Source organism: Kribbella sp. NPDC026611 (assembly GCF_040638345.1).
Taxonomy (GTDB): domain Bacteria; phylum Actinomycetota; class Actinomycetes; order Propionibacteriales; family Kribbellaceae; genus Kribbella.
Genome location: NZ_JBEZYC010000003.1, coordinates 901,773 through 918,841 on the forward strand (window position 1 = coordinate 901,773; position 17,069 = coordinate 918,841).

The 17,069-nt window shown below is 69.2% G+C and carries 16 protein-coding genes; 9 read left to right on the forward strand and 7 right to left on the reverse strand.

Annotation, left to right across the window (positions count from 1 at the left end; translation table 11 throughout):
- The first annotated feature begins 48 nt into the window (after positions 1–48).
- Positions 49–1,215: a choice-of-anchor P family protein gene (locus AB0E69_RS16285; RefSeq protein ID WP_360145391.1), complete on the forward strand. Its 1,167-nt coding sequence runs from the start codon at positions 49–51 to the stop codon at positions 1,213–1,215.
- An 81-nt stretch (positions 1,216–1,296) separates the two neighbouring features.
- On the opposite strand, the gene dtd is transcribed toward AB0E69_RS16285, so the two are convergent.
- A complete protein-coding gene (gene dtd / locus AB0E69_RS16290) occupies positions 1,297–1,722 on the reverse strand; it encodes a D-aminoacyl-tRNA deacylase (RefSeq protein ID WP_360145394.1) in 426 nt (141 codons plus the stop codon).
- A 93-nt stretch (positions 1,723–1,815) separates the two neighbouring features.
- Here dtd and AB0E69_RS16295 point away from each other — a divergent pair, with 93 nt between their 5' ends.
- A complete protein-coding gene (locus AB0E69_RS16295) occupies positions 1,816–2,640 on the forward strand; it encodes a 3-keto-5-aminohexanoate cleavage protein (RefSeq protein ID WP_360145397.1) in 825 nt (274 codons plus the stop codon).
- On the opposite strand, the gene AB0E69_RS16300 is transcribed toward AB0E69_RS16295, so the two are convergent.
- On the reverse strand, positions 2,583–3,032 hold the full coding sequence (locus AB0E69_RS16300) for a hypothetical protein (RefSeq protein ID WP_360145400.1): 450 nt from the start codon (positions 3,030–3,032) through the stop codon (positions 2,583–2,585). The genes AB0E69_RS16295 and AB0E69_RS16300 overlap by 58 nt on opposite strands.
- Positions 3,029–4,180, reverse strand: coding sequence for a molybdopterin-dependent oxidoreductase (locus AB0E69_RS16305; RefSeq protein ID WP_360145403.1), 1,152 nt, complete (start codon positions 4,178–4,180; stop codon positions 3,029–3,031). Before AB0E69_RS16305 ends, AB0E69_RS16300 begins: the two co-directional genes overlap by 4 nt.
- Positions 4,181–4,345: 165 nt before the next feature.
- Between AB0E69_RS16305 and AB0E69_RS16310 the strand changes: the two genes are divergently transcribed.
- Together AB0E69_RS16310 and AB0E69_RS16315 are read left to right on the forward strand one after the other, a co-directional pair.
- Complete coding sequence (locus tag AB0E69_RS16310; protein WP_360145406.1) at positions 4,346–4,903, forward strand: hypothetical protein; 558 nt, start codon at positions 4,346–4,348, stop codon at positions 4,901–4,903.
- The gene (locus tag AB0E69_RS16315) at positions 4,903–6,552 is read left to right on the forward strand and encodes a hypothetical protein (protein WP_360145409.1); all 1,650 of its coding nucleotides are present in this window, start codon (positions 4,903–4,905) and stop codon (positions 6,550–6,552) included. Before AB0E69_RS16310 ends, AB0E69_RS16315 begins: the two co-directional genes overlap by 1 nt.
- Positions 6,553–7,120: 568 nt before the next feature.
- Here the strand turns inward: AB0E69_RS16315 and AB0E69_RS16320 are convergent.
- Positions 7,121–7,483 (reverse strand): DsrE family protein, encoded by a 363-nt coding sequence (locus tag AB0E69_RS16320; protein WP_360145412.1) that lies wholly within the window; start codon positions 7,481–7,483, stop codon positions 7,121–7,123.
- A gap of 443 nt (positions 7,484–7,926) precedes the next feature.
- Between AB0E69_RS16320 and AB0E69_RS16325 the strand changes: the two genes are divergently transcribed.
- Positions 7,927–8,421, forward strand: coding sequence for an FABP family protein (locus tag AB0E69_RS16325; protein WP_360145415.1), 495 nt, complete (start codon positions 7,927–7,929; stop codon positions 8,419–8,421).
- A gap of 100 nt (positions 8,422–8,521) precedes the next feature.
- Positions 8,522–9,583 (forward strand): hypothetical protein, encoded by a 1,062-nt coding sequence (locus AB0E69_RS16330; RefSeq protein WP_360145418.1) that lies wholly within the window; start codon positions 8,522–8,524, stop codon positions 9,581–9,583.
- A gap of 1,024 nt (positions 9,584–10,607) precedes the next feature.
- On the opposite strand, the gene AB0E69_RS16335 is transcribed toward AB0E69_RS16330, so the two are convergent.
- Together AB0E69_RS16335 and AB0E69_RS16340 are read right to left on the reverse strand one after the other, a co-directional pair.
- On the reverse strand, positions 10,608–11,285 hold the full coding sequence (locus AB0E69_RS16335) for a response regulator (protein ID WP_360145421.1): 678 nt from the start codon (positions 11,283–11,285) through the stop codon (positions 10,608–10,610).
- Positions 11,278–12,534, reverse strand: a complete 1,257-nt coding sequence (locus tag AB0E69_RS16340; protein WP_360145424.1) for an ATP-binding protein — start codon at positions 12,532–12,534, stop codon at positions 11,278–11,280. The genes AB0E69_RS16335 and AB0E69_RS16340 overlap by 8 nt, the downstream gene beginning before the upstream one ends.
- A 106-nt stretch (positions 12,535–12,640) precedes the next feature.
- Between AB0E69_RS16340 and AB0E69_RS16345 the strand changes: the two genes are divergently transcribed.
- On the forward strand, positions 12,641–14,053 hold the full coding sequence (locus AB0E69_RS16345; RefSeq protein ID WP_360145427.1) for a cation:dicarboxylase symporter family transporter: 1,413 nt from the start codon (positions 12,641–12,643) through the stop codon (positions 14,051–14,053).
- Positions 14,054–14,118: 65 nt separating this feature from the next.
- Here the strand turns inward: AB0E69_RS16345 and AB0E69_RS16350 are convergent, their stop codons facing one another.
- Positions 14,119–14,931, reverse strand: a complete 813-nt coding sequence (locus tag AB0E69_RS16350) for an LLM class flavin-dependent oxidoreductase (RefSeq protein ID WP_360145430.1) — start codon at positions 14,929–14,931, stop codon at positions 14,119–14,121.
- 125 nt (positions 14,932–15,056) lie between these two features.
- On the opposite strand from AB0E69_RS16350, the gene AB0E69_RS16355 reads away from it, so the two are divergent.
- Positions 15,057–16,052: a glycine cleavage T C-terminal barrel domain-containing protein gene (locus AB0E69_RS16355; protein WP_360145433.1), complete on the forward strand. Its 996-nt coding sequence runs from the start codon at positions 15,057–15,059 to the stop codon at positions 16,050–16,052.
- Positions 16,053–16,089: 37 nt separating this feature from the next.
- Positions 16,090–17,046, forward strand: a complete 957-nt coding sequence (locus tag AB0E69_RS16360) for an asparaginase (RefSeq protein WP_360145436.1) — start codon at positions 16,090–16,092, stop codon at positions 17,044–17,046.
- Positions 17,047–17,069 lie beyond the last annotated feature (23 nt).

Consider the following 17,069-nt stretch of genomic DNA (forward strand, 5'->3'; position numbering starts at 1 on the left):
ATCGGATACAAGAAGCTCGCTGCCGTCGGAGTTGCGGCGGTTGTCGGCGTGGCTTCTACGATCGCACTGACCTCGGGTTCGGCTTCCGCCTCGCCGGTTTTCGGATACAGCGGTTACTCGTACGGCACCGACGTCGAATCCGGTCTGGCCAACAGCGGCCCGCAGGTCATGAGCAAGTTCGGTTGCACCACCGACGCCACCAGGCATGACAGCAACGATCTCGCCACGGCGAACGTGAACAACCAGGCGATCGCGCGCACCGTGCGGACGGAAACGCACGCCTTCAACAACAAGAGCGGTACCGGCGTGACCAGCAACGCCTCCGCCGTCGACATCAAGGTCGGCAACCTGCTCACGCTGACGGGTGTGAAGACCACCACCACGGCGAAGTACTCGAAGGGCAAGCTGTCCTACACCGGCAACACCACCTTCGCGAGCGTGAAGATCGGCGCCATCTCGGTGCCGTCGCTGCTCAAGCCGAAGTGGAACACCAAGGTCGCGGTCCCGGGCCTGGGCTACATCGTGCTGAACCGCGTCGGCGGGGTGAAGACCGCGTCGGGCATCTACTCGTACGCGCAGGCCGTCGTGCTGCACGCGAACGTGAAGAACCAGTACATCCCCGAGGGGGTCGACGTCGCGGTGCTGAAGACCCGCGCGGAGATCTCGAAGCCGGCCACCGCGCTGGTGATCGGGTCCGCGTACGGCACCAAGGCCAACGTCGACAAGCTGGTCGTCTCCGGCCCGACGTCGCTTCAGACCACCTGCCAGGGGACTGAGGGCAAGACGGTCCGGGTCGCCATCGGCGAGCTGAACATCCCGAAGGTCGCGTACGTCGGCGCCGTCTACACCACCAAGAACGGCGCGATCGGCACCAACAAGTCGTACATCAACTTCACCTCGCACGTCGCGGGTGTGAAGGTCGGCAGCCTGGCCATCGGCGCGATCGAGTCGTCCGCGTCGGCCTGGAAGACCAAGGACGGCAAGGGCGGCGTCAGCTCGTCCGCGCGGATCGCGTCCATCACGGTCGGCCACAAGACGTACGCCGTGCCGACCAAGGAGAACTCCACGCTGAACATCCCGGGTATCGCCCGGCTGACCTTCAACCAGGTCATGCGTCAGCAGCGGTACATCGAGGTCAACGCGCTGGTGATCGACGTCTACAGCCTGAACACCAGGGTTGTCGTCGGCCACTCGGCCGCCGGTGTGGTCAGCTGACCCACCCGCTTCTGAGTCGAACCTCACCGACGCAGAGCTCCCCGGCCCCCGGATCCCTGACGGATCCGGGGGCCGGCTCTTTTATGCGTCGAGGATGAGGGTGACCGGGCCGTCGTTGACCAGGGCGACGTCCATGTGGGCGCCGAAGCGGCCGCGCTCGACCTTGGCGCCGAGCGCCTCGAGCGCGCTGCAGAACGCGTCGTACAGCGGCTCGGAGACCGGGCCAGGGGCGGCGTTGTTCCACGACGGGCGCCGGCCCTTGCGGGTATCGGCGTACAGGGTGAACTGGCTGATGGCGAGGACGGGCGCCTGCTCGTCGGCGGCGGAGCGCTCGCCGTGCAGGATGCGCAGGGTCCAGATCTTGCTCGCGAAGGCGGCGGCCTTCTCCTCGGTGTCGTCGTGGGTGACCCCGAGCAGGACGACCAGGCCGGGCTCTTCGATCGCGCCGACCACCTCGCCCTCGACGGTGACCGATGCGCGGCTGACTCGCTGTACGACGGCTCTCATGGATCCATGGTGCCGTGCCGCAGATCGTCCGGTGATCGGACCCTCCGGCAGGCAAATATCTCGTCTGAGGTCGGTATCTGGCAGGATTCGTCCATGGCGTCGACTCTGATCACAGTTGCTCCCACCGGTGCCGAGACCGCGAAGGCGGACTGCCCGGCGCTGCCGACCACGCTCGACGAGCTGGTCGAGACCGCGAAACGGTGCGAGGCCGCGGGCGCGGCGATGATCCACCTCCACATCCGCGACGGGGAGCACCGGCCGACGCTGGAGCTCAGCCGGCTGACGGACGCGGTCGCCGCGATCCGGGAGAACACCGGGCTGATCGTCCAGCTGTCCACCGGTGGGGCCGTGACCGATCCGTACGACCACCGGCTCCGCGTGCTGGACGCCGTACCGGACTCGTGCTCGCTGACCATGGGGACGGTCAACTTCGGCGACGACGCGTTCATGAACCCGTGGCCGTTCGTCACCCAGCTCTACCAGCTTACGCAGGAGCGGGAGGTGGTCCCGGAGTTCGAGCTGTTCGACCTGGGGCACGTTGCCGCGCTGCACCGGCTGCTGGACAAGTACGGCCTGCCGTACGGCGGTCGCGTGCACTGCGACCTGGTCATGGGCGTCCCTGGTGGCATGCCCGGTACTGCGGACGCGCTGGTGGCAGCCGTCAACGCCCTGCCGGCCGCTGTCACGTCCTGGTCGGCCACAGGCATCGGACGTACGGCGCTGACGGTCGGACTGGCCGCGCTGTCGAAGGGCGGGCACCTCCGCGTCGGCATGGAGGACACGCTGACGCTGGCGAAGGGACAGCCGGTGACGCACAACGCGGAGCTGGTCGAGCGAGCGGCGGCACTGGCCACGCTGGCTCAGCGTCCGCCGATGTCACCGGACGAGGCCCGCGACCTCCTGAACGTGAAGCGCTGAAGGAGAAACGCGACGGCGCCGACCGCGACGATCGTTGCCTCCAGCAATAACCAGTCGCGGCGGTAGTCGCGGGGGAGGATCGTCGGGTTGGCGCCGGTGCCTTGCCTTGCGATCAGGGGCAGCGCGATCAAGGTGGTGATGCCGACGTACAGCAACGTCGTCCTGACCACGCCGACCGTGCGGTGCCGGCCGGGGCCCAGCGACCACCGTGTCACCAGCCATCCGACGGTGACGGTCAGCGGCACCAGGATGAAGTCGTCAGCCACCACCGCCCCACCCAGCCACAGCGGCAACCTGACCAACGCCCGCACGTCCAGCGCCTCGAACATCTTCCACACACCCCACAGGCCCATCAGCACCCCGACAGCTACTAGTCCGATGCGAAGCTTCACGCGATGACCTCCAGCCGATGGACCCACTTGGTCTGCAACACCCCAGGCCGGTTCGGCGCAATGATCCGCGCCGGAAACCCGTGGTCCAGCGCGAGCTCGCTTCCGTTGAGCCGAAGCGCCAGCAAGGTGAGGGGATCGGCGGCGAACTGCTCCGGCAGCTCACTCGTCGCGTAGAACCCGCCCTTCTCCATCGACACGACCCGGACGCGCGAATGCGCCGACGCCCCGCACAGCTCGAGCAGGTCCCGGATCCGCACGCCGTCCCATCGGCCGCCCTGACTCCATCCCTCGACGCAGGCGATCGGGAGCGCGGAGCGGCTCTGCGGCAGTTGCTGCAGCTCGGCCAGGCTGAGCGACAGCTGCTTCGGCCCGACCACGGTGAACCGCCAGTCCGCGTCGATCCCGGTCACGCCGGCGGCGTCCGCCGTACGGTTCACCGGCAGCCCTTGCGGACCGATGTTCGGCTTGCGGGGCGCGAGTACTGCGACGGATCCAAGGATCGGCGCCGATTGGCCGACCGAGGTGATGCCGACCAGCGTCGCGGCGCCGGCGACCGTGCGGAACAGGCCTCGCCGGGTCAGACCGGTGATTGCTGGCGGCAAGGATTCTGGCGTCGGCTCCGGTGGACGGCGCCAGTTGGCGCGGATCAGCGGGAGTTTGACCGCGATGTGCACGAGCAGCGCGCCGACGATGATCCACGCGAGCGCGTAGTGCGTCTGGCGGAACGGGAACGGCCACGGGTACCACTGCAGCGTGTTGATGAAGCCGATGAACAGCTCGAGGGCCATCGCCGAGACGAGCACGAGGATGGACAGGCGCTCGACGATGGTCGCCAGCGCCTCCCGGCTCGGCGGCCACGGCGGCTTCGCGAACAGCTTGGGGTAGACCGTCCACAACTTTGCCAGCAGCAACGGTACGGCGACGGTCCCGCTGAGGACGTGCAGACCCTGCGTGACGCGGTACAGCGAGGCCGGGTGGCTGGGGATGTGCAACCAGCTCGGAGTGTCCTGCTGGAAGTGGCTGAACAGGCCGGTGAGGAAGCAGATCACCACCATTGCGGCGAGCCAGCGGCCGATGGCGGTCGCGACCCGGGGGTGGTGCAACGCCGACGGGAACGACTTCTCGCTCGGAGGCGCCGGAAGTTTCATGTCTCCATCACAACCCGGCGCGGGCCGGTTGTCCGGCGTACCGCGGTTACTGCTCGCGAACGGCGTACCGGTGGGATCCGTTGTCCACAGGTCTGCGTCGGATTCCGAGCGGACGGAACCGGCGGGGGCATAGGCTGGGCGGACTTCAGGAGAGGAGTGTGGCGGGTGAAGACGCAGGAGCTGTCGACCGATGATGACGAGCGGGCGATGGCCGACCTCGCCGAGGTCTCCGACTGGAGGTCGATCTGGGGTCCGCCGGACACGGGCCTGGAGGCGATCCGCGCGCTGGTCGTGCGGACCATGGACGTCACCGGCTGGCGGCCGTGGGCGCCGGGCGACATCGATCCCGACCGCTATACCTGGGGCCTGATCACGCCGCGCGAGACGGTGATGCTGGTGCTGCCGGACGCCGTACTGCCGGAGAGCCCGCGGAGCGGCTGGTCGGCGTACGAGATCGGTCCGTCGGATCTTGCCGCCGCGGAGGAGGGCCTGGACGAGCGCTGGCCCGACCAGCTCCTGCTGGGCCGGAAGTTCTGGGGACCGCCGGTGTTCGTCGGGTCCGGATCCGATGCCCGCGTGCCCGCCGAGTGGCGCGGCCGCCGCCGGCACCTCGCCGTCTGGCTGCGGCCCGGCGCCGAATTTCATCTGTACGCGACCCAGCCCGGTCCAGGCATCGAGCAGGCCGGCTTCGGGTACTCCGTCTATGCGAGCGAGGTGGCCTGATGGCAGTCGAAGAGGAACTGCTGGAAGTGCTGATCGGCCGGGCCATGGCGGTCTTCAGGCTCGCCCAGCGGCTGATGCGGCGGCACGGGGTGACCTTCGACCAGCTGAACACGAGCGCCATGGAGCGGCTGTCCGGTGAGCCGTGGGCGCAGCGCGGTGGGGAGGGGTTCCGGCAGGGCATGGAGCGGCAGCTCCAGGAGCTCCGGTTCAACCCGGAGCGGAACGCGCAGCAGCAGCTGCAGCAGGCGGACCCGCGGGTCCGGATCGCCAACCTCGAGAGCCAGCTCCGGCAGCTCCGGCAGAGCCAGCTCGAGTTCCTGCGCCGCGCTGAGGTGATGCGGCAAGACATCCTCGCCGCCCAGCAGCAGCGGGACCTCGGCCTGACCGAGCGGGACAACCAGGATCTCAGGGACCGGCTGGACTACGACGACAACGGCATCCCCGACACCACCGACCAGATCCACGCGGACGAGGCGCGCAATCAGTCCCTCGACGACCAGGCGGCGGCTCGCGCGGAGGGCACAGAGGCTACTGCGGAGTCGCGTGACGATCGGGCCGCAGCGGAGCTGCGCGAGGACGTTGCCGAGGAGCGGGCCGACCGAGCTGAGGACACCGCTCAACAGGCCCAGGTCGAGCAACGTCGCGAGGAGGACATCCGCGACAACGAGGAGGCGGCTGAGGCGCGCGACGAGGTAGATGGCGCCACCCTTGGTGCGGGGTTGACGGGCGTTGAGGTGGAGGAGGCTCAGCGGGACGCGCAGGCGGACGGCGAGCCGACCAGGTTCGACATCGAGAACGGCACGCTGCAGCCGGTGTACGAGGACCAGCAGCAACAGGCTGAGCAGGCCGCACTCGGCCAGGACCCAGCCGCGGTCGACGGCCAGGGTGTGGACGGTCGGGGTGTGGATGGCCAGGATGTGGACGGTCCTGGTGCGGATGGCCAGGGTGTGGATGCTCTGGGTGCGGACGGGACGGGGTTGGACGGGCAGGAGCCTGGGGTTGAGGGTGATCGTCAGTTCGAGCTCGATGAGAATGGGCTGTTCACCGAGGCTGATGGGAACAGGTCGCCGGCGGCCGCAGCGGAGGCCGGCGACCGGTACAGCCTGGACGAGAACGGCGTACTGCAGGACGGCAGGCCCGATGAGCTCGAGGGAGATCAGCCCGGGGCCGACCAGGAGTCGGTGCCGGTCGACATCGAGCGTGAACCGGCGCTGAAGACCGGCGGCGACATCGGCTACGCCAACGAAGTACAGGAAGCCGCAGACGCCGAGCAAGCCCGGCAGGACGGTCCCGGCGGTCAGGACCGCGTCGACGGTCAGGACGGGCAGGGAGCGCAGCCGGGGCAGGACGGCGCCGCTGCTCAGCAAGTCGGACCGCCGGCCGAGGACATCGCCATCGCCGACGCCCGCGCCAACGGCCAGTCGCCAGAGCAGAATGAGGCGACCAAGCCGATGAGCGACGCCGAGATGGAGCAGTTCAAGAAAACCGTCGGGGCCAGCGGCCCGGCCGGAGGACCAGCAGCCAACCCCGACCGCACCAGCGAGCCGGGCCCGAACGGTGCCCGCCCAGAATCCGTCCGAGTCGCCGCCCAACCCCGCCCAGGCGCAGCCGTAGGCCCCCGCCAGGAATCCGACCAAGGCCGCGGCTAACCGCCGAACCCCGGTCGCGGCTGACGCACCCACCCCACCCGGGTTGCGGCTGACCGGGGAACCCCGGGTCGCGGCTGACCCACCTACCCACCCCGGGGGCCGGGGCTGACCACCGAAGCCCCGGGCCGGGCCTGACCGCCGAGCTCCCGGGCCGCGGCCGACCGCCGTACCCAGGTCGCGGCTGACCACCGACCCGCCCGAGTCGCCGCCCAAACCCGCCCAGGCGCAACCGTAGGCACCCGCCAGGAGTCCGACACAGGCCGCGCGGCTAATCGCCGAACCCGAGCCGCTGCTGACCGAGAACCCCGGGTCGCGGCTGACCGCCGACCCCGGCTGCGGGCTGACCCACCGACCCACCCTGGCTGCGATTGACGGCCGATCTACCCGGGGCTGCGGCTGAGCGCCGACCCCGGCCGTGGCTGACCCGCCGACCCACGCGGGCTGCGGTTGACGGTTGACCTACCCGGGGCTGCGATTGACCGCCGACCCGCCCGGGTCGCGGCTGACCGCGGACCCGGCTGGGGGCAGCTCGGGGGCGTTGGCTTGCCGAAGGGGGGGCTGTGGCGGGTTAGTAGACGATGGCTTGGGTGTTGTTGGTGAGGATTTCTTCGGTGAAGGCGGGGGCGCCGGCGATTCGGGTGCCGGGGAGTAGGTCGGCTTGGGTGAGCTCGCGTCGTTTGGCGCACTGCGTGCAGACGGTCAGCTGACCACCGTCCAGCACCGCGGCGAGGAGTTGGGCGAGCGGCGCCGCGTGCGGAAGGCTGAAGTCCTCAGCCTGCCCCGGTACCGCGAACCAGACCGCTTCCCCAGTCAGCCACAGCGAAACCGAAGCCCCCGCGGCAACCGCACTGGCCGCCACCGTAAACGCCTGGTTGGCCCGCTCGGCCTCGTCAGCCCCCGCCGTCAACTTGATCACCAACGCTCGCGCCACCGCCCCAACGTACCCGAGCACATCGTCCCGGCCGCCCCGCCGTACCAGCCCGGGGCGGACGTGCCGCCACACCAGCCTTGGCCGACCTGTCGAAGTGCCAGCCGGGGCAGATGTGCCGCCACACCAGCCGTGGTCGGCCTGCCGACGTACCAGCCGGGGCCGAGCTGCCGAAGTACCAGCCCAGGGCCCGCGTGCCGAACTACCAGCCGGGGCCCGCGTGCCGAACTACCAGCCGGGGCCCGCGTGCCGACGTACTAGTTGTGGGGTGGTTGGTGCGGGACGTCACGTTGGGTGGGGGAGGGGTGGGGGTGGGGATCCTTTAGACTGGCCGCGTGTTGCATGTCGTGTTCACCACGTTGCTGGTGCTGGTCTGTGTGTTCATGGGCTGGTTCTCGGCGCTCGTCGTCTACCGGCTGTACCGCGGCCGCCGTGCGAGCTGACTGATGGCGTTCGAGATCCCGGCGGACCTGCACCCCGACCTGATGCCCATCGCCTGGTTGCTCGGCAGGTGGGAGGGCCGCGGCCACGGCGACTACCCGACGATCGAGAAGTTCGAGTTCGGGCAGCAGATCGACTTCACCCACAACGGCAAGCCGTACCTGCACTACGTCAGCCAGACCTACGTCGTCGGCGAAGACGGCACCAAGGAACGCCCGCTCGCCGTAGAGACCGGCTTCTGGCGCCCGCAGCCCGGCAACAAACTCGAGGTCATCCTCGCCCACCCGACCGGCATCGCCGAGATCTGGTACGGCGACATCGACGGCGCCAAGATCGAGCTGACCACCGACCTCGTAGCCCGCACCACCACCGCGAAGGAAGTAACCGCCGGCCACCGCCTCTACGGCCAGGTCAACGGCGAACTCCTCTGGGCGTACGACATGGCCGCCGAAGGCCAACCGCTCCAACCCCACCTCTGGGCAACCCTCGTCCGCGCCTGACCACCCGCGGTAACGAATCGCCCTGACACCCGATGAAGACTCCGGGGTGTCAATGGCGAGCTCGTACCGGGTAGAACCAGGTCAAGCCAATCAGGGTCCGATGCTGCGAGCCCTGACGCGTCGCCTGCCCTATCTCGTCGCGGCTGTCCCTCCGGCGATCGCCGCATGGCTGTACAGCCTGCTGCTACGAGACGAGTTGTCAGGCGACTACTGCACGCCCGACTACTGCGAGCCGTTCGGGAGCTTCTACCCAACGGCCTGGCTCATTTTCGGCGTGGCGTCGCTGCTGGCTCTCGTCATCCTGAACGCTCCGGCAGCTGTCGATGCCACCATGCGGGTACTCAACCGTCTCCTCGTACGGCGTCCTCGTCGGAAGGCACGCCCCGCGCCGAGGCTGTCCTGGGCAGCCCGTTCGGTTGTCGGCGTGACCTTTGTCGCGGGCGTGGTCGTGCTGACCGCTCTGGCCGCGCAACGCGTCCTGCGACCAGCTGGGCGGGAGACCTTCGCAGGGCTTGCGTTCTGGGCGGCCGGTGCAGCGATCTATTCGCTGGCCACGATCTGCCTGCTCGGCGTCGTCCAGCCGCGAATCCTGCACACACGGACAGTGCCGGCGTTGGCCCTGTTCGGTCGCGCCGCGCGGCGCGACGTCCTCTCCCTTGTCGTGGTGAGCGCAACCTTCGTGCTGACGATCTACAGCTCAGAGGTCTGGATGGCCATGCTCGCAACGCCTTGGTACACGATCCTCCTTCTGGTCCTGCTGCTGGTGGGCGCCTCCGTCGCACTGGTCGCCCAACGCGGACAATCGTCGAACGAGACCCGGCCGAGACGCACGCCACCACGAACCCTGGTCGCCGGCCACCGAAAACTCGCCGGCGAGCGGGACGCGACCGCCAGACACTCACGCCTGGGAGGACTGGCGCGGGCGCTGCTGTTCGGGGCGGTGTCGTTCGCCGGATTCTTTGTCATTGCGGTTGATCTGCTGCATCCCGACACTGTGCGGACGGTCGTCGAGAGCACTCAAGCGTGCGGCTTCCGAGGGTGCGCGGACGTAGCCTACGCATCGATGGTCGCCAAGATCGCAGCCCTGCTCGCCGGACTAGCAACACTCGTCGCAGCAGAAGCAACCGGCTTCCAATCCCCAGGAGGACCCACCCCGAGCTAGAGGGTTCGCTCGACCGGCGGCGTGGACGAAGGCGCTCACCAGCAGCCCGCTCAGCCCGAGGTTGACCCCGGGGGGACTGCGGCGACTCGGTCATGTGGTCGCTCCTGCCGCCACCGGTACCTTGCTCACGGTCCGTCCAGGTACGACGCCAACCCAGGGCTTTCACCCGCGAGCGGCAGTTCGCAACCAGCGAGCGAAGCGAGCAACTCCGCGAGCGCGCGGCGAGCGAGCCCCGGCGGCAGCCGGATGCACCGGGGGCGGCAGCCCCGAACAAACAGGGTGGGTGGGCAGCGCGCAGCCAGGCGATGAAGGCGCCATGCGTAGCACCGCGCTGCCGTGAACAACTCAGCCCGCACGAGCGGTACGGCGGGTAAGGCGGCGGGCGTGGCGAGTAATCACCCCGGCGATGACGATGAACGGCCAGCCGATCGTCGCCACCACCAGCCCGATCTTCAAACTGACGGTCCGTAGAGGGTCGCCAGGCTCGTGGGGGTCGGTTTGCGGAACATAAGTGCCACCAGGTGACACTTTTCCTCCGGAAAGGCGGGGCGACGTCCACGAACATGCGCGTTCGGCCCGACAGGCCGACGGATGAGGTCAACCGCAGCACCGCACGAGCTGAACCACCAGCAGCCCTGGGTAAACCACCTCAACCCGTCACCAGCAGGACGACGGGTAGGACGCCAGCCCGGGGTAGTCACCGCGAGTGCAGCGAGCGAACCCCGGCGTCGGCCGGATGCACCGGGGCGGCAGCCCCGAACAAACAGGGTGGGTGGGGCGGCGCGTAGTGCGGCGACGAAGGAGCCGTGCGTAGCACCGCGCTGGGTTACCAGCAGCACCCCGTAGCAGCAGTACGACAAGTAGTACGCCAGCCCGGGGTAGTCACCCGCGAGCGGTAGCTCGCAACTCGCCAGCGCCAGCTGGCAGCATGCCGGCGGTAAGCCGCAGCGTGGATGGGAGTCGGGTGGAGCGGGTGCGTCGGAGGAGCGGAGCGACGACAGAGCGGCCGCGTAACCCGCGTGGGTCAGCTTTCGGAGACCCAGGAGTATTCGACTTTGGGGCGGCCGGAGCGGCCGTCGTAGCGTTGGGTGCGGAGGGCTTGGCCTTGGTCGGCCAGGTGTTCCAGGTAGCGGCGGGCGGTGATGCGGGACGTACCCAGGGAGGTGGCTACCTCCTCGGCGGTCCAGCCTTCGCGGTCGGCCAGCAGGTGGACCACGCGGTCGAGGACCGAGCCTGCCAGGCCTTTGGGGACGGACGAGACTGTTGCTGGGTGCAACAAGCGGTCGACCTCCTCCTGGTCGGCGACCACCTGGCCGGACTCCGCAGCCCGGCGTTGGCGGGCGTACGCCGAGAGCCGGTCGCGGAGCGTCTCGAAGGCGAACGGCTTCAACACATACTGGACGACGCCGATCCGAGCCGCGGCCTGGACGGCAGCGACTTCGCGGGCAGAGGTGACCGCGACAACGTCGGTTTGGTTGCCGGCGGCACGCATTCGGCGGACGACGTCGAGGCCGTGGCCGTCCGGCAGGTTCATGTCCAGCAGCACCAGGTCCAGCTCGCCACGTGCGAGCACCTGCAGCGCGCGGCCCGCAGTACCGGCGATTCCGACGCAGTGGAAGCCAGGCAGTCGATCTACATAGGTGCGGTGAGCTTCTGCAGCTACCGGATCATCCTCCACGACGAGGACACGCAGGTCAGCCACTCGCACTCACCGCCCGCGGTAGCCGGACGCGCACCGTCAACGCGGGGAGCTCGTCCAGCTCGGAGTCGGGATCGACCATCAGCGTGCCCTGCCAGCGTTCGACCGTACTGCGGACCAGTACCAGTCCCAATCCGTGCCCAGGTTCGGCCTTCGTCGTCCAGCCGCGGTCGAACATGCGGGCCAGCTCGACCGCACCCAGCTCCACCCCGGTGTTCGTCACGATCAGATCGATCGCGTCCGGCAGTACGGCGGCTCGGAACTCCACCTTCCGCGGCGCCGGACCACCCCGCGCGGCCTCGATCGCGTTGTCGAGCAGGTTCCCGACGACCGTCACGACATCCTGGTCCGGCAAGCGCGTGTTCAGCGGCTCTGTCCCGAGGTCCAGCGTCAGCACGACCCCACGCTCCTGAGCCTGCGCCAGTTTGGCCAGCAGCAGCGACGACAGCACCGGATCCCCAACCGTCCCGACAACCCGATCGGTCATCGCCTGGGCGAACTGCAGCTCCGACACGGCAAACTCCCGCGCCCGCTCCGGCCGCCCGATCTCGATCAGCGAAACGACCGTGTGCAGCCGGTTCGACGCCTCGTGGTTCTGCGCCTGCAACGACTCCGCCAGACTCCGTACGGCGTCCAGCTCACCCAGCAACCGCTGCAACTCGGTGTGATCCCGCAGCGTCACGATCCGCCCGCGCCGCGACGGCTGCTGGTTCACCACCACGACCCCCTGCGCCCCCAGATGCAGCTCGTCGTACGCCGTCCGCCCGGTCCGCAGCAGCTCCACCAGCGGATCCCCTAGATGCAGCTCGTCCAACGCCGTACCCGGAGACACGGAAACCAGCCCGAGCAACCGCAACGCCTCGTCGTTCGCGAGCTGCACCCGCCCCTCCGCGTCGAGCAGCAGCAGCCCTTCGCGCGCCGCGTGCAGCACGCCCTCGTAGAAGTCGAGCATCCGGGCCAGCGACTGCGTACCCATCCCGCGCGTGGCCCGCCGTACCCGCCAGGTGACCAGCGCGTTTCCGAGAGTCGCCACCCCGAGCATCAGCGAGGCGATCCCGAGCATCGACCGCAGGTCGATCCAGACGAAGTCCCACCAGTCCGGCGCGGGTACGCCGGTCCGCGCCTCGTCCCGCACCGCCTGAGCGCGGGACCGCGCCACCAGGACGACCCAGACCATGGCGATCAGGACCGTGACCGTGCCCGTCTGCAGCCAGAGAACCTGGCGGCGGAGCTCCCACGGTCGGCGTTGCATGCCGACAGTCTGCACCGCGAACGATATGAACGAAATGAGCGCTTCTCCTGTGCGTCACGTCACAGTTACCCAAACACCCCGCCCGGCAGATCCAGGAGTGTCCCCCATGTCGAGCCCGACCGAATCCCGTCCGACCGAACCCCGCCCGACCCCGGTGCGGAACGACCGGACCCATTTCCTGTACATCGCCGTCATCGTCGCCGTCCTGCTCGGCATCGGTGTCGGGCTGCTGTTCCCGGACTTCGCCGTCGAGCTGAAACCGCTCGGCACCGGGTTCGTGAACCTGATCAAGATGCTGATCAGCCCGATCATCTTCTGCACGCTGGTGCTCGGCATCGGCTCGGTCCGGCAGGCCGCCAGTGTCGGCAAGGTCGGCGGTCTGGCGCTCGTCTACTTCCTGGTGATGTCGACGATCGCGCTGGCCATCGGCCTGGTGGTCGGCAACATCGTGCAGCCGGGCTCCGGCCTCAACCTGACCGACAAGCTCCGCGACGCCGGGCAGAAGCAGGCTGCCGGCGCCCACACCAGCTCGACGGACTTCATCCTCGGCATCATCCCGAAGTCGCTGCTGTCCTCGCTGACCGAGGGCCAGGTCCTGCAGACCGTGCTGGTCGCGCTGCTCGTCGGCTTCGCGCTGCAGGCGATGGGCTCCAAGGGCCAGCCGGTGCTGATCGGCATCGGTCACATCCAGCGGCTGGTGTTCAAGATCCTGTCGATGATCATGTGGACCGCACCGATCGGCGCGTTCGGCTCGATCGCGGCTGTCGTCGGCGCGGCCGGCTCGACCGCGCTGCTCAGCCTGCTGAAGATCATGCTGGCGTTCTACATCACCTGTCTGCTGTTCGTGGTCGTTGTCCTGGGCACCATTTTGCGGGTGGTCACCGGGCTCTCGATCTTCCAGCTGCTCAGGTACCTCGGCCGCGAGTTCCTGCTGATCGTGTCCAGCTCGTCGTCGGAGACCGCCCTGCCCCGGCTGATCGGCAAGATGGAACACCTCGGCATCGACAAGTCCGTGGTCGGTATCACCGTCCCGACCGGCTACTCGTTCAACCTGGACGGTACGGCGATCTACCTGACGATGGCGTCGCTGTTCATCGCGGAGGCGATGGACACGCCGTTCTCGCTCGGCCAGCAGATCTCGCTGCTGCTGTTCATGATCCTCGCCTCGAAGGGCGCCGCCGGGGTCACCGGCGCCGGCCTGGCGACGCTGGCCGGTGGTCTGCAGTCGCACCGGCCGGAGCTGGTCGACGGCGTCGGGCTGATCGTCGGTATCGACCGGTTCATGTCCGAGGCCCGCGCGCTGACGAACTTCGCCGGCAACGCGGTCGCCACGGTCCTGGTCGGCCACTGGGTCGGCGAGTTCGACAAGGAACAGGCCCGGCAGGTGTTCGCCGGTGAGGACCCGTTCGACGAGGCGGCCTTCGCGGCCGGCGACACGCACGCAGGCGACGTACCCGAACCAGTGACGGCCGGAGTGGCGACGCCGGCAGCGGTCGGCACGGGCCGGGTCGACAACTAGACCACCTCTCCACCCCTCCAGCGCTGCCCGCCGGAACCACAGACCGGCGGGCAACGCTCCGTCCGCTACTTCCCGTCGAGCAGCTCGATGACCGGTGCGAAGTCCTCGAGGTAGCCGGCGTTGACGCTGATGTAGCTCGCCCCGATCTCGTCCCGGCGGCGCAGGAGCTCGTCGGCCATCTGCTGCGGCGTACCGCGGAGCAGCATCAGCGAGTCCATCGCCTCGAGCTCGTCGGGATCGACGCCGGCCGCGCGCTTGGTCCATGGCGGCAGCGGGCGGGTGCCGGCGGCGAGCAGGTTCATCGCGAGCTCGATCTCGTCAGCCCGAGAGCCGGCCAACGAGCGCAGCTTGCGAGCCACGGCGGCGACCTCGGACCGCGGCGTCGTAGCGTCCTTGGCGAGGGAGACGATGTCCGCACGCTCCGCGGCCAGCGCGAGCGCCTTCGGACCGCCGGCCGCCAACATGATCGGCGTACGGGTCTCTCCGTCGAGCTCCCGCAACAGGTCGAGGGTCTCGACGATCCGCTCGCGCCGCTCGCGGGCTGTGCCCCACTGCAGCCCGACGTCCGCCGTCTGCTTCTCGGCGATCGGCCGGCCGGTGCCGATGCCGAACTCGAACCGGCCCTCGGTCAGCAAGGTCAACGTGTGCGCCTCCCAGGCCGCCTGCCGCGGCGTCCGCAGCGTCGCCGCCGCGACGAACGTGCCGACCCGGATGTCCGCGACCGCGGCCGCCATCGCCAGCGACGGGAACGGCGACGGCAGCTGCAGCCCGTCGGGCATCAGCACGGTCGAGTACCCGAGGTCCGCGGACTGCCGGACCGTCTTGACCCATTCCTCGCCCGACGTCGGGCTCCCCGTCACTCCGAACCGGAATCTCATCGCCCTGCTCCCTTCGCCTGTGTAATAGCCCCTGTGTGATAACCACAGCCTCGTCGTACCGGGGGTCTGTCCACATCCCACGGCGGGAGGCGATCGCCGTACGCCGCTCGACGTACTCTGGTGACATGTCACGTAAGCGCAGCCCCTTGCTGGACCGGCCCGGTGCGGTCGAGGCCGACGGACTCGACGCCGGAGTCGCGGCGCACTACGGCTCCGACCTGCGCGAACAGCGGGCGCTGGTGGCGGGGCAGGGGTTCGTCGACCTGTCGCACCGGGACGTGGTGACGATCAGCGGCCCGGACCGGCTGACGTGGCTGCACGCGCTGACGACGCAGTACTTCGAGGGTCTCAAGCCCGGTACGTCGACGACGGCGCTGCTGCTGTCTCCGACCGGGCATATCGAGCATGTGATGTACGGCGTGGACGACGGGGAGACGTTCTGGCTGCACACGGAGCCGGGCGCTGCGGCCGCCCTGGTGGAGTGGCTGCAGAAGATGGTGTTCATGTCGCGGGTCGAGATTGCGGAGGTCAGCGACGAGTACGCAATCATCTGGCGGCCTGGGACGGCACCGGAAGGGCAGCCGCTGACCCGGAGCGGTGACGACTCGCTGGGTGGGTACGAGGTCTTCTTGCCGCGGGCGGAGTTGGCCGGCCTCGAGGGCCCGGCGGCCGGGGTTTGGGCGTACGAGGCGTTGCGGATCGGGGCCGGTGCGCCTCGGCTCGGGCTGGACACCGATGAGCGCGCGATTCCGAACGAGGTCGGCTGGCTCGGGGTCGGCGTACACCTCAACAAGGGCTGCTACCGCGGGCAGGAGACGGTCGCCCGCGTCCACAACCTCGGTCGTCCGCCGCGGCGGTTGGTGCGGCTGCACCTGGACGGGTCGGTGGACCACCTGCCGGCGCACGGGTACGCCGTCCAGGCCGGGGAGAAGCAGGTCGGGTTCGTGGGGTCCGCGGCCCGGCACCACGAGCTGGGGCCGATCGCGCTCGCGCTGGTCAAGCGCAACGTGGACCCGGCGGTCGAGTTGCAGGTTGTGGCCGAGGAGCAGCCGACGGTGATGGCGACCCAGGAGCTCCTCGTCGACCCAGAGGTCGGGCTGCACGTGCGCTCCCGGCTGTGAGTCGCAAAACGTCTTTTTGCACCTGTACAGTGCAGCCGTGAGCGAACCTGTGATCCTGGCCGACGTGGTCCGTAGCGACTTCGTGGAGGGCCACCACCGCGGTTCTGTCGTGGTGACGAACGCCGACGGCAGCGTGGCCTGGGCCGCCGGTGTGGTGGACGAGCCGATGTTCCCGCGCTCGTCGAACAAGCCGATGCAGGCGCTCGGCATGCTCCGCAACGGCCTGCCGCTGACGGGTGAGCTGCTGGCGCTGGCAGGCGCCTCGCACTCGGGCGAGCAGTTCCACGTCGACGGCGTACGGCGGATCCTCGCGATCGCCGGGCTGGACGAGTCGGCGCTGCAGACGCCTGCGGCGTACCCGATGATGGACGACTCGCGCGACGAGTGGGTCCGGGCCGGGCACGGCAAGGAGCGGGTCGTGATGAACTGCTCCGGCAAGCACGCCGCGATGCTCCTGACCAGCAAGCTCAACGACTGGCCGCTCACCGACTACCGCTCGCCGGACCACCCGCTGCAGCTGGAGATCCGCCGCGCGATCGAGGACGCGGCCGGCGAGAAGGTCTCGTACATCGCGATCGACGGCTGCGGCGCTCCGATCTTCGCCCTCACGCTGGCCGGCCTGGCTCGCTCCTTCGGGCTGTTCGCTGCCGCGCCCCCGGACACCCACGAGGGTCAGATCGCGGACGCCTTCCGCGCGCACCCGGAGTACGCCAGCGGGAGTACCCGCGACGAAGCCGAGCTGATGCGCGCCACCCACGGCCTCTTCTGCAAAGCAGGAGCCGAAGGCGTCTACGCCGTTGGCCTCCCCGACGGTCGAGGCATCGCCCTGAAACTGGAAGACGGCACCGCCCGAGCCCGCAAGGTCGTCATGGCGGCAACCCTCCAACGGCTCGGAATCACCAACCCGACCATCGAGGACCACCTGCGCTTCGACCTCACCGGCGGCGACAACGTCGTGGGGGCGGTCCGGCCGCACGCACCCAGCTTTGCATAAGTAGCATGCCAACCTATGGTGGA

What these genes read in the sequence shown, in the direction of transcription:
- dtd (WP_360145394.1), bottom strand. Translation starts at nt 1,722, where the DNA reads ATGAGAGCCGTCGTACAGCGAGTCAGCCGCGCATCGGTCACCGTCGAG.
- AB0E69_RS16295 (WP_360145397.1), top strand. Translation starts at nt 1,816, where the DNA reads ATGGCGTCGACTCTGATCACAGTTGCTCCCACCGGTGCCGAGACCGCG.
- AB0E69_RS16305 (WP_360145403.1), bottom strand. Translation starts at nt 4,180, where the DNA reads ATGAAACTTCCGGCGCCTCCGAGCGAGAAGTCGTTCCCGTCGGCGTTG.
- AB0E69_RS16315 (WP_360145409.1), top strand. Translation starts at nt 4,903, where the DNA reads ATGGCAGTCGAAGAGGAACTGCTGGAAGTGCTGATCGGCCGGGCCATG.
- AB0E69_RS16325 (WP_360145415.1), top strand. Translation starts at nt 7,927, where the DNA reads ATGGCGTTCGAGATCCCGGCGGACCTGCACCCCGACCTGATGCCCATC.
- AB0E69_RS16330 (WP_360145418.1), top strand. Translation starts at nt 8,522, where the DNA reads ATGCTGCGAGCCCTGACGCGTCGCCTGCCCTATCTCGTCGCGGCTGTC.
- AB0E69_RS16340 (WP_360145424.1), bottom strand. Translation starts at nt 12,534, where the DNA reads ATGCAACGCCGACCGTGGGAGCTCCGCCGCCAGGTTCTCTGGCTGCAG.
- AB0E69_RS16345 (WP_360145427.1), top strand. Translation starts at nt 12,641, where the DNA reads ATGTCGAGCCCGACCGAATCCCGTCCGACCGAACCCCGCCCGACCCCG.
- AB0E69_RS16350 (WP_360145430.1), bottom strand. Translation starts at nt 14,931, where the DNA reads ATGAGATTCCGGTTCGGAGTGACGGGGAGCCCGACGTCGGGCGAGGAA.
- AB0E69_RS16355 (WP_360145433.1), top strand. Translation starts at nt 15,057, where the DNA reads ATGTCACGTAAGCGCAGCCCCTTGCTGGACCGGCCCGGTGCGGTCGAG.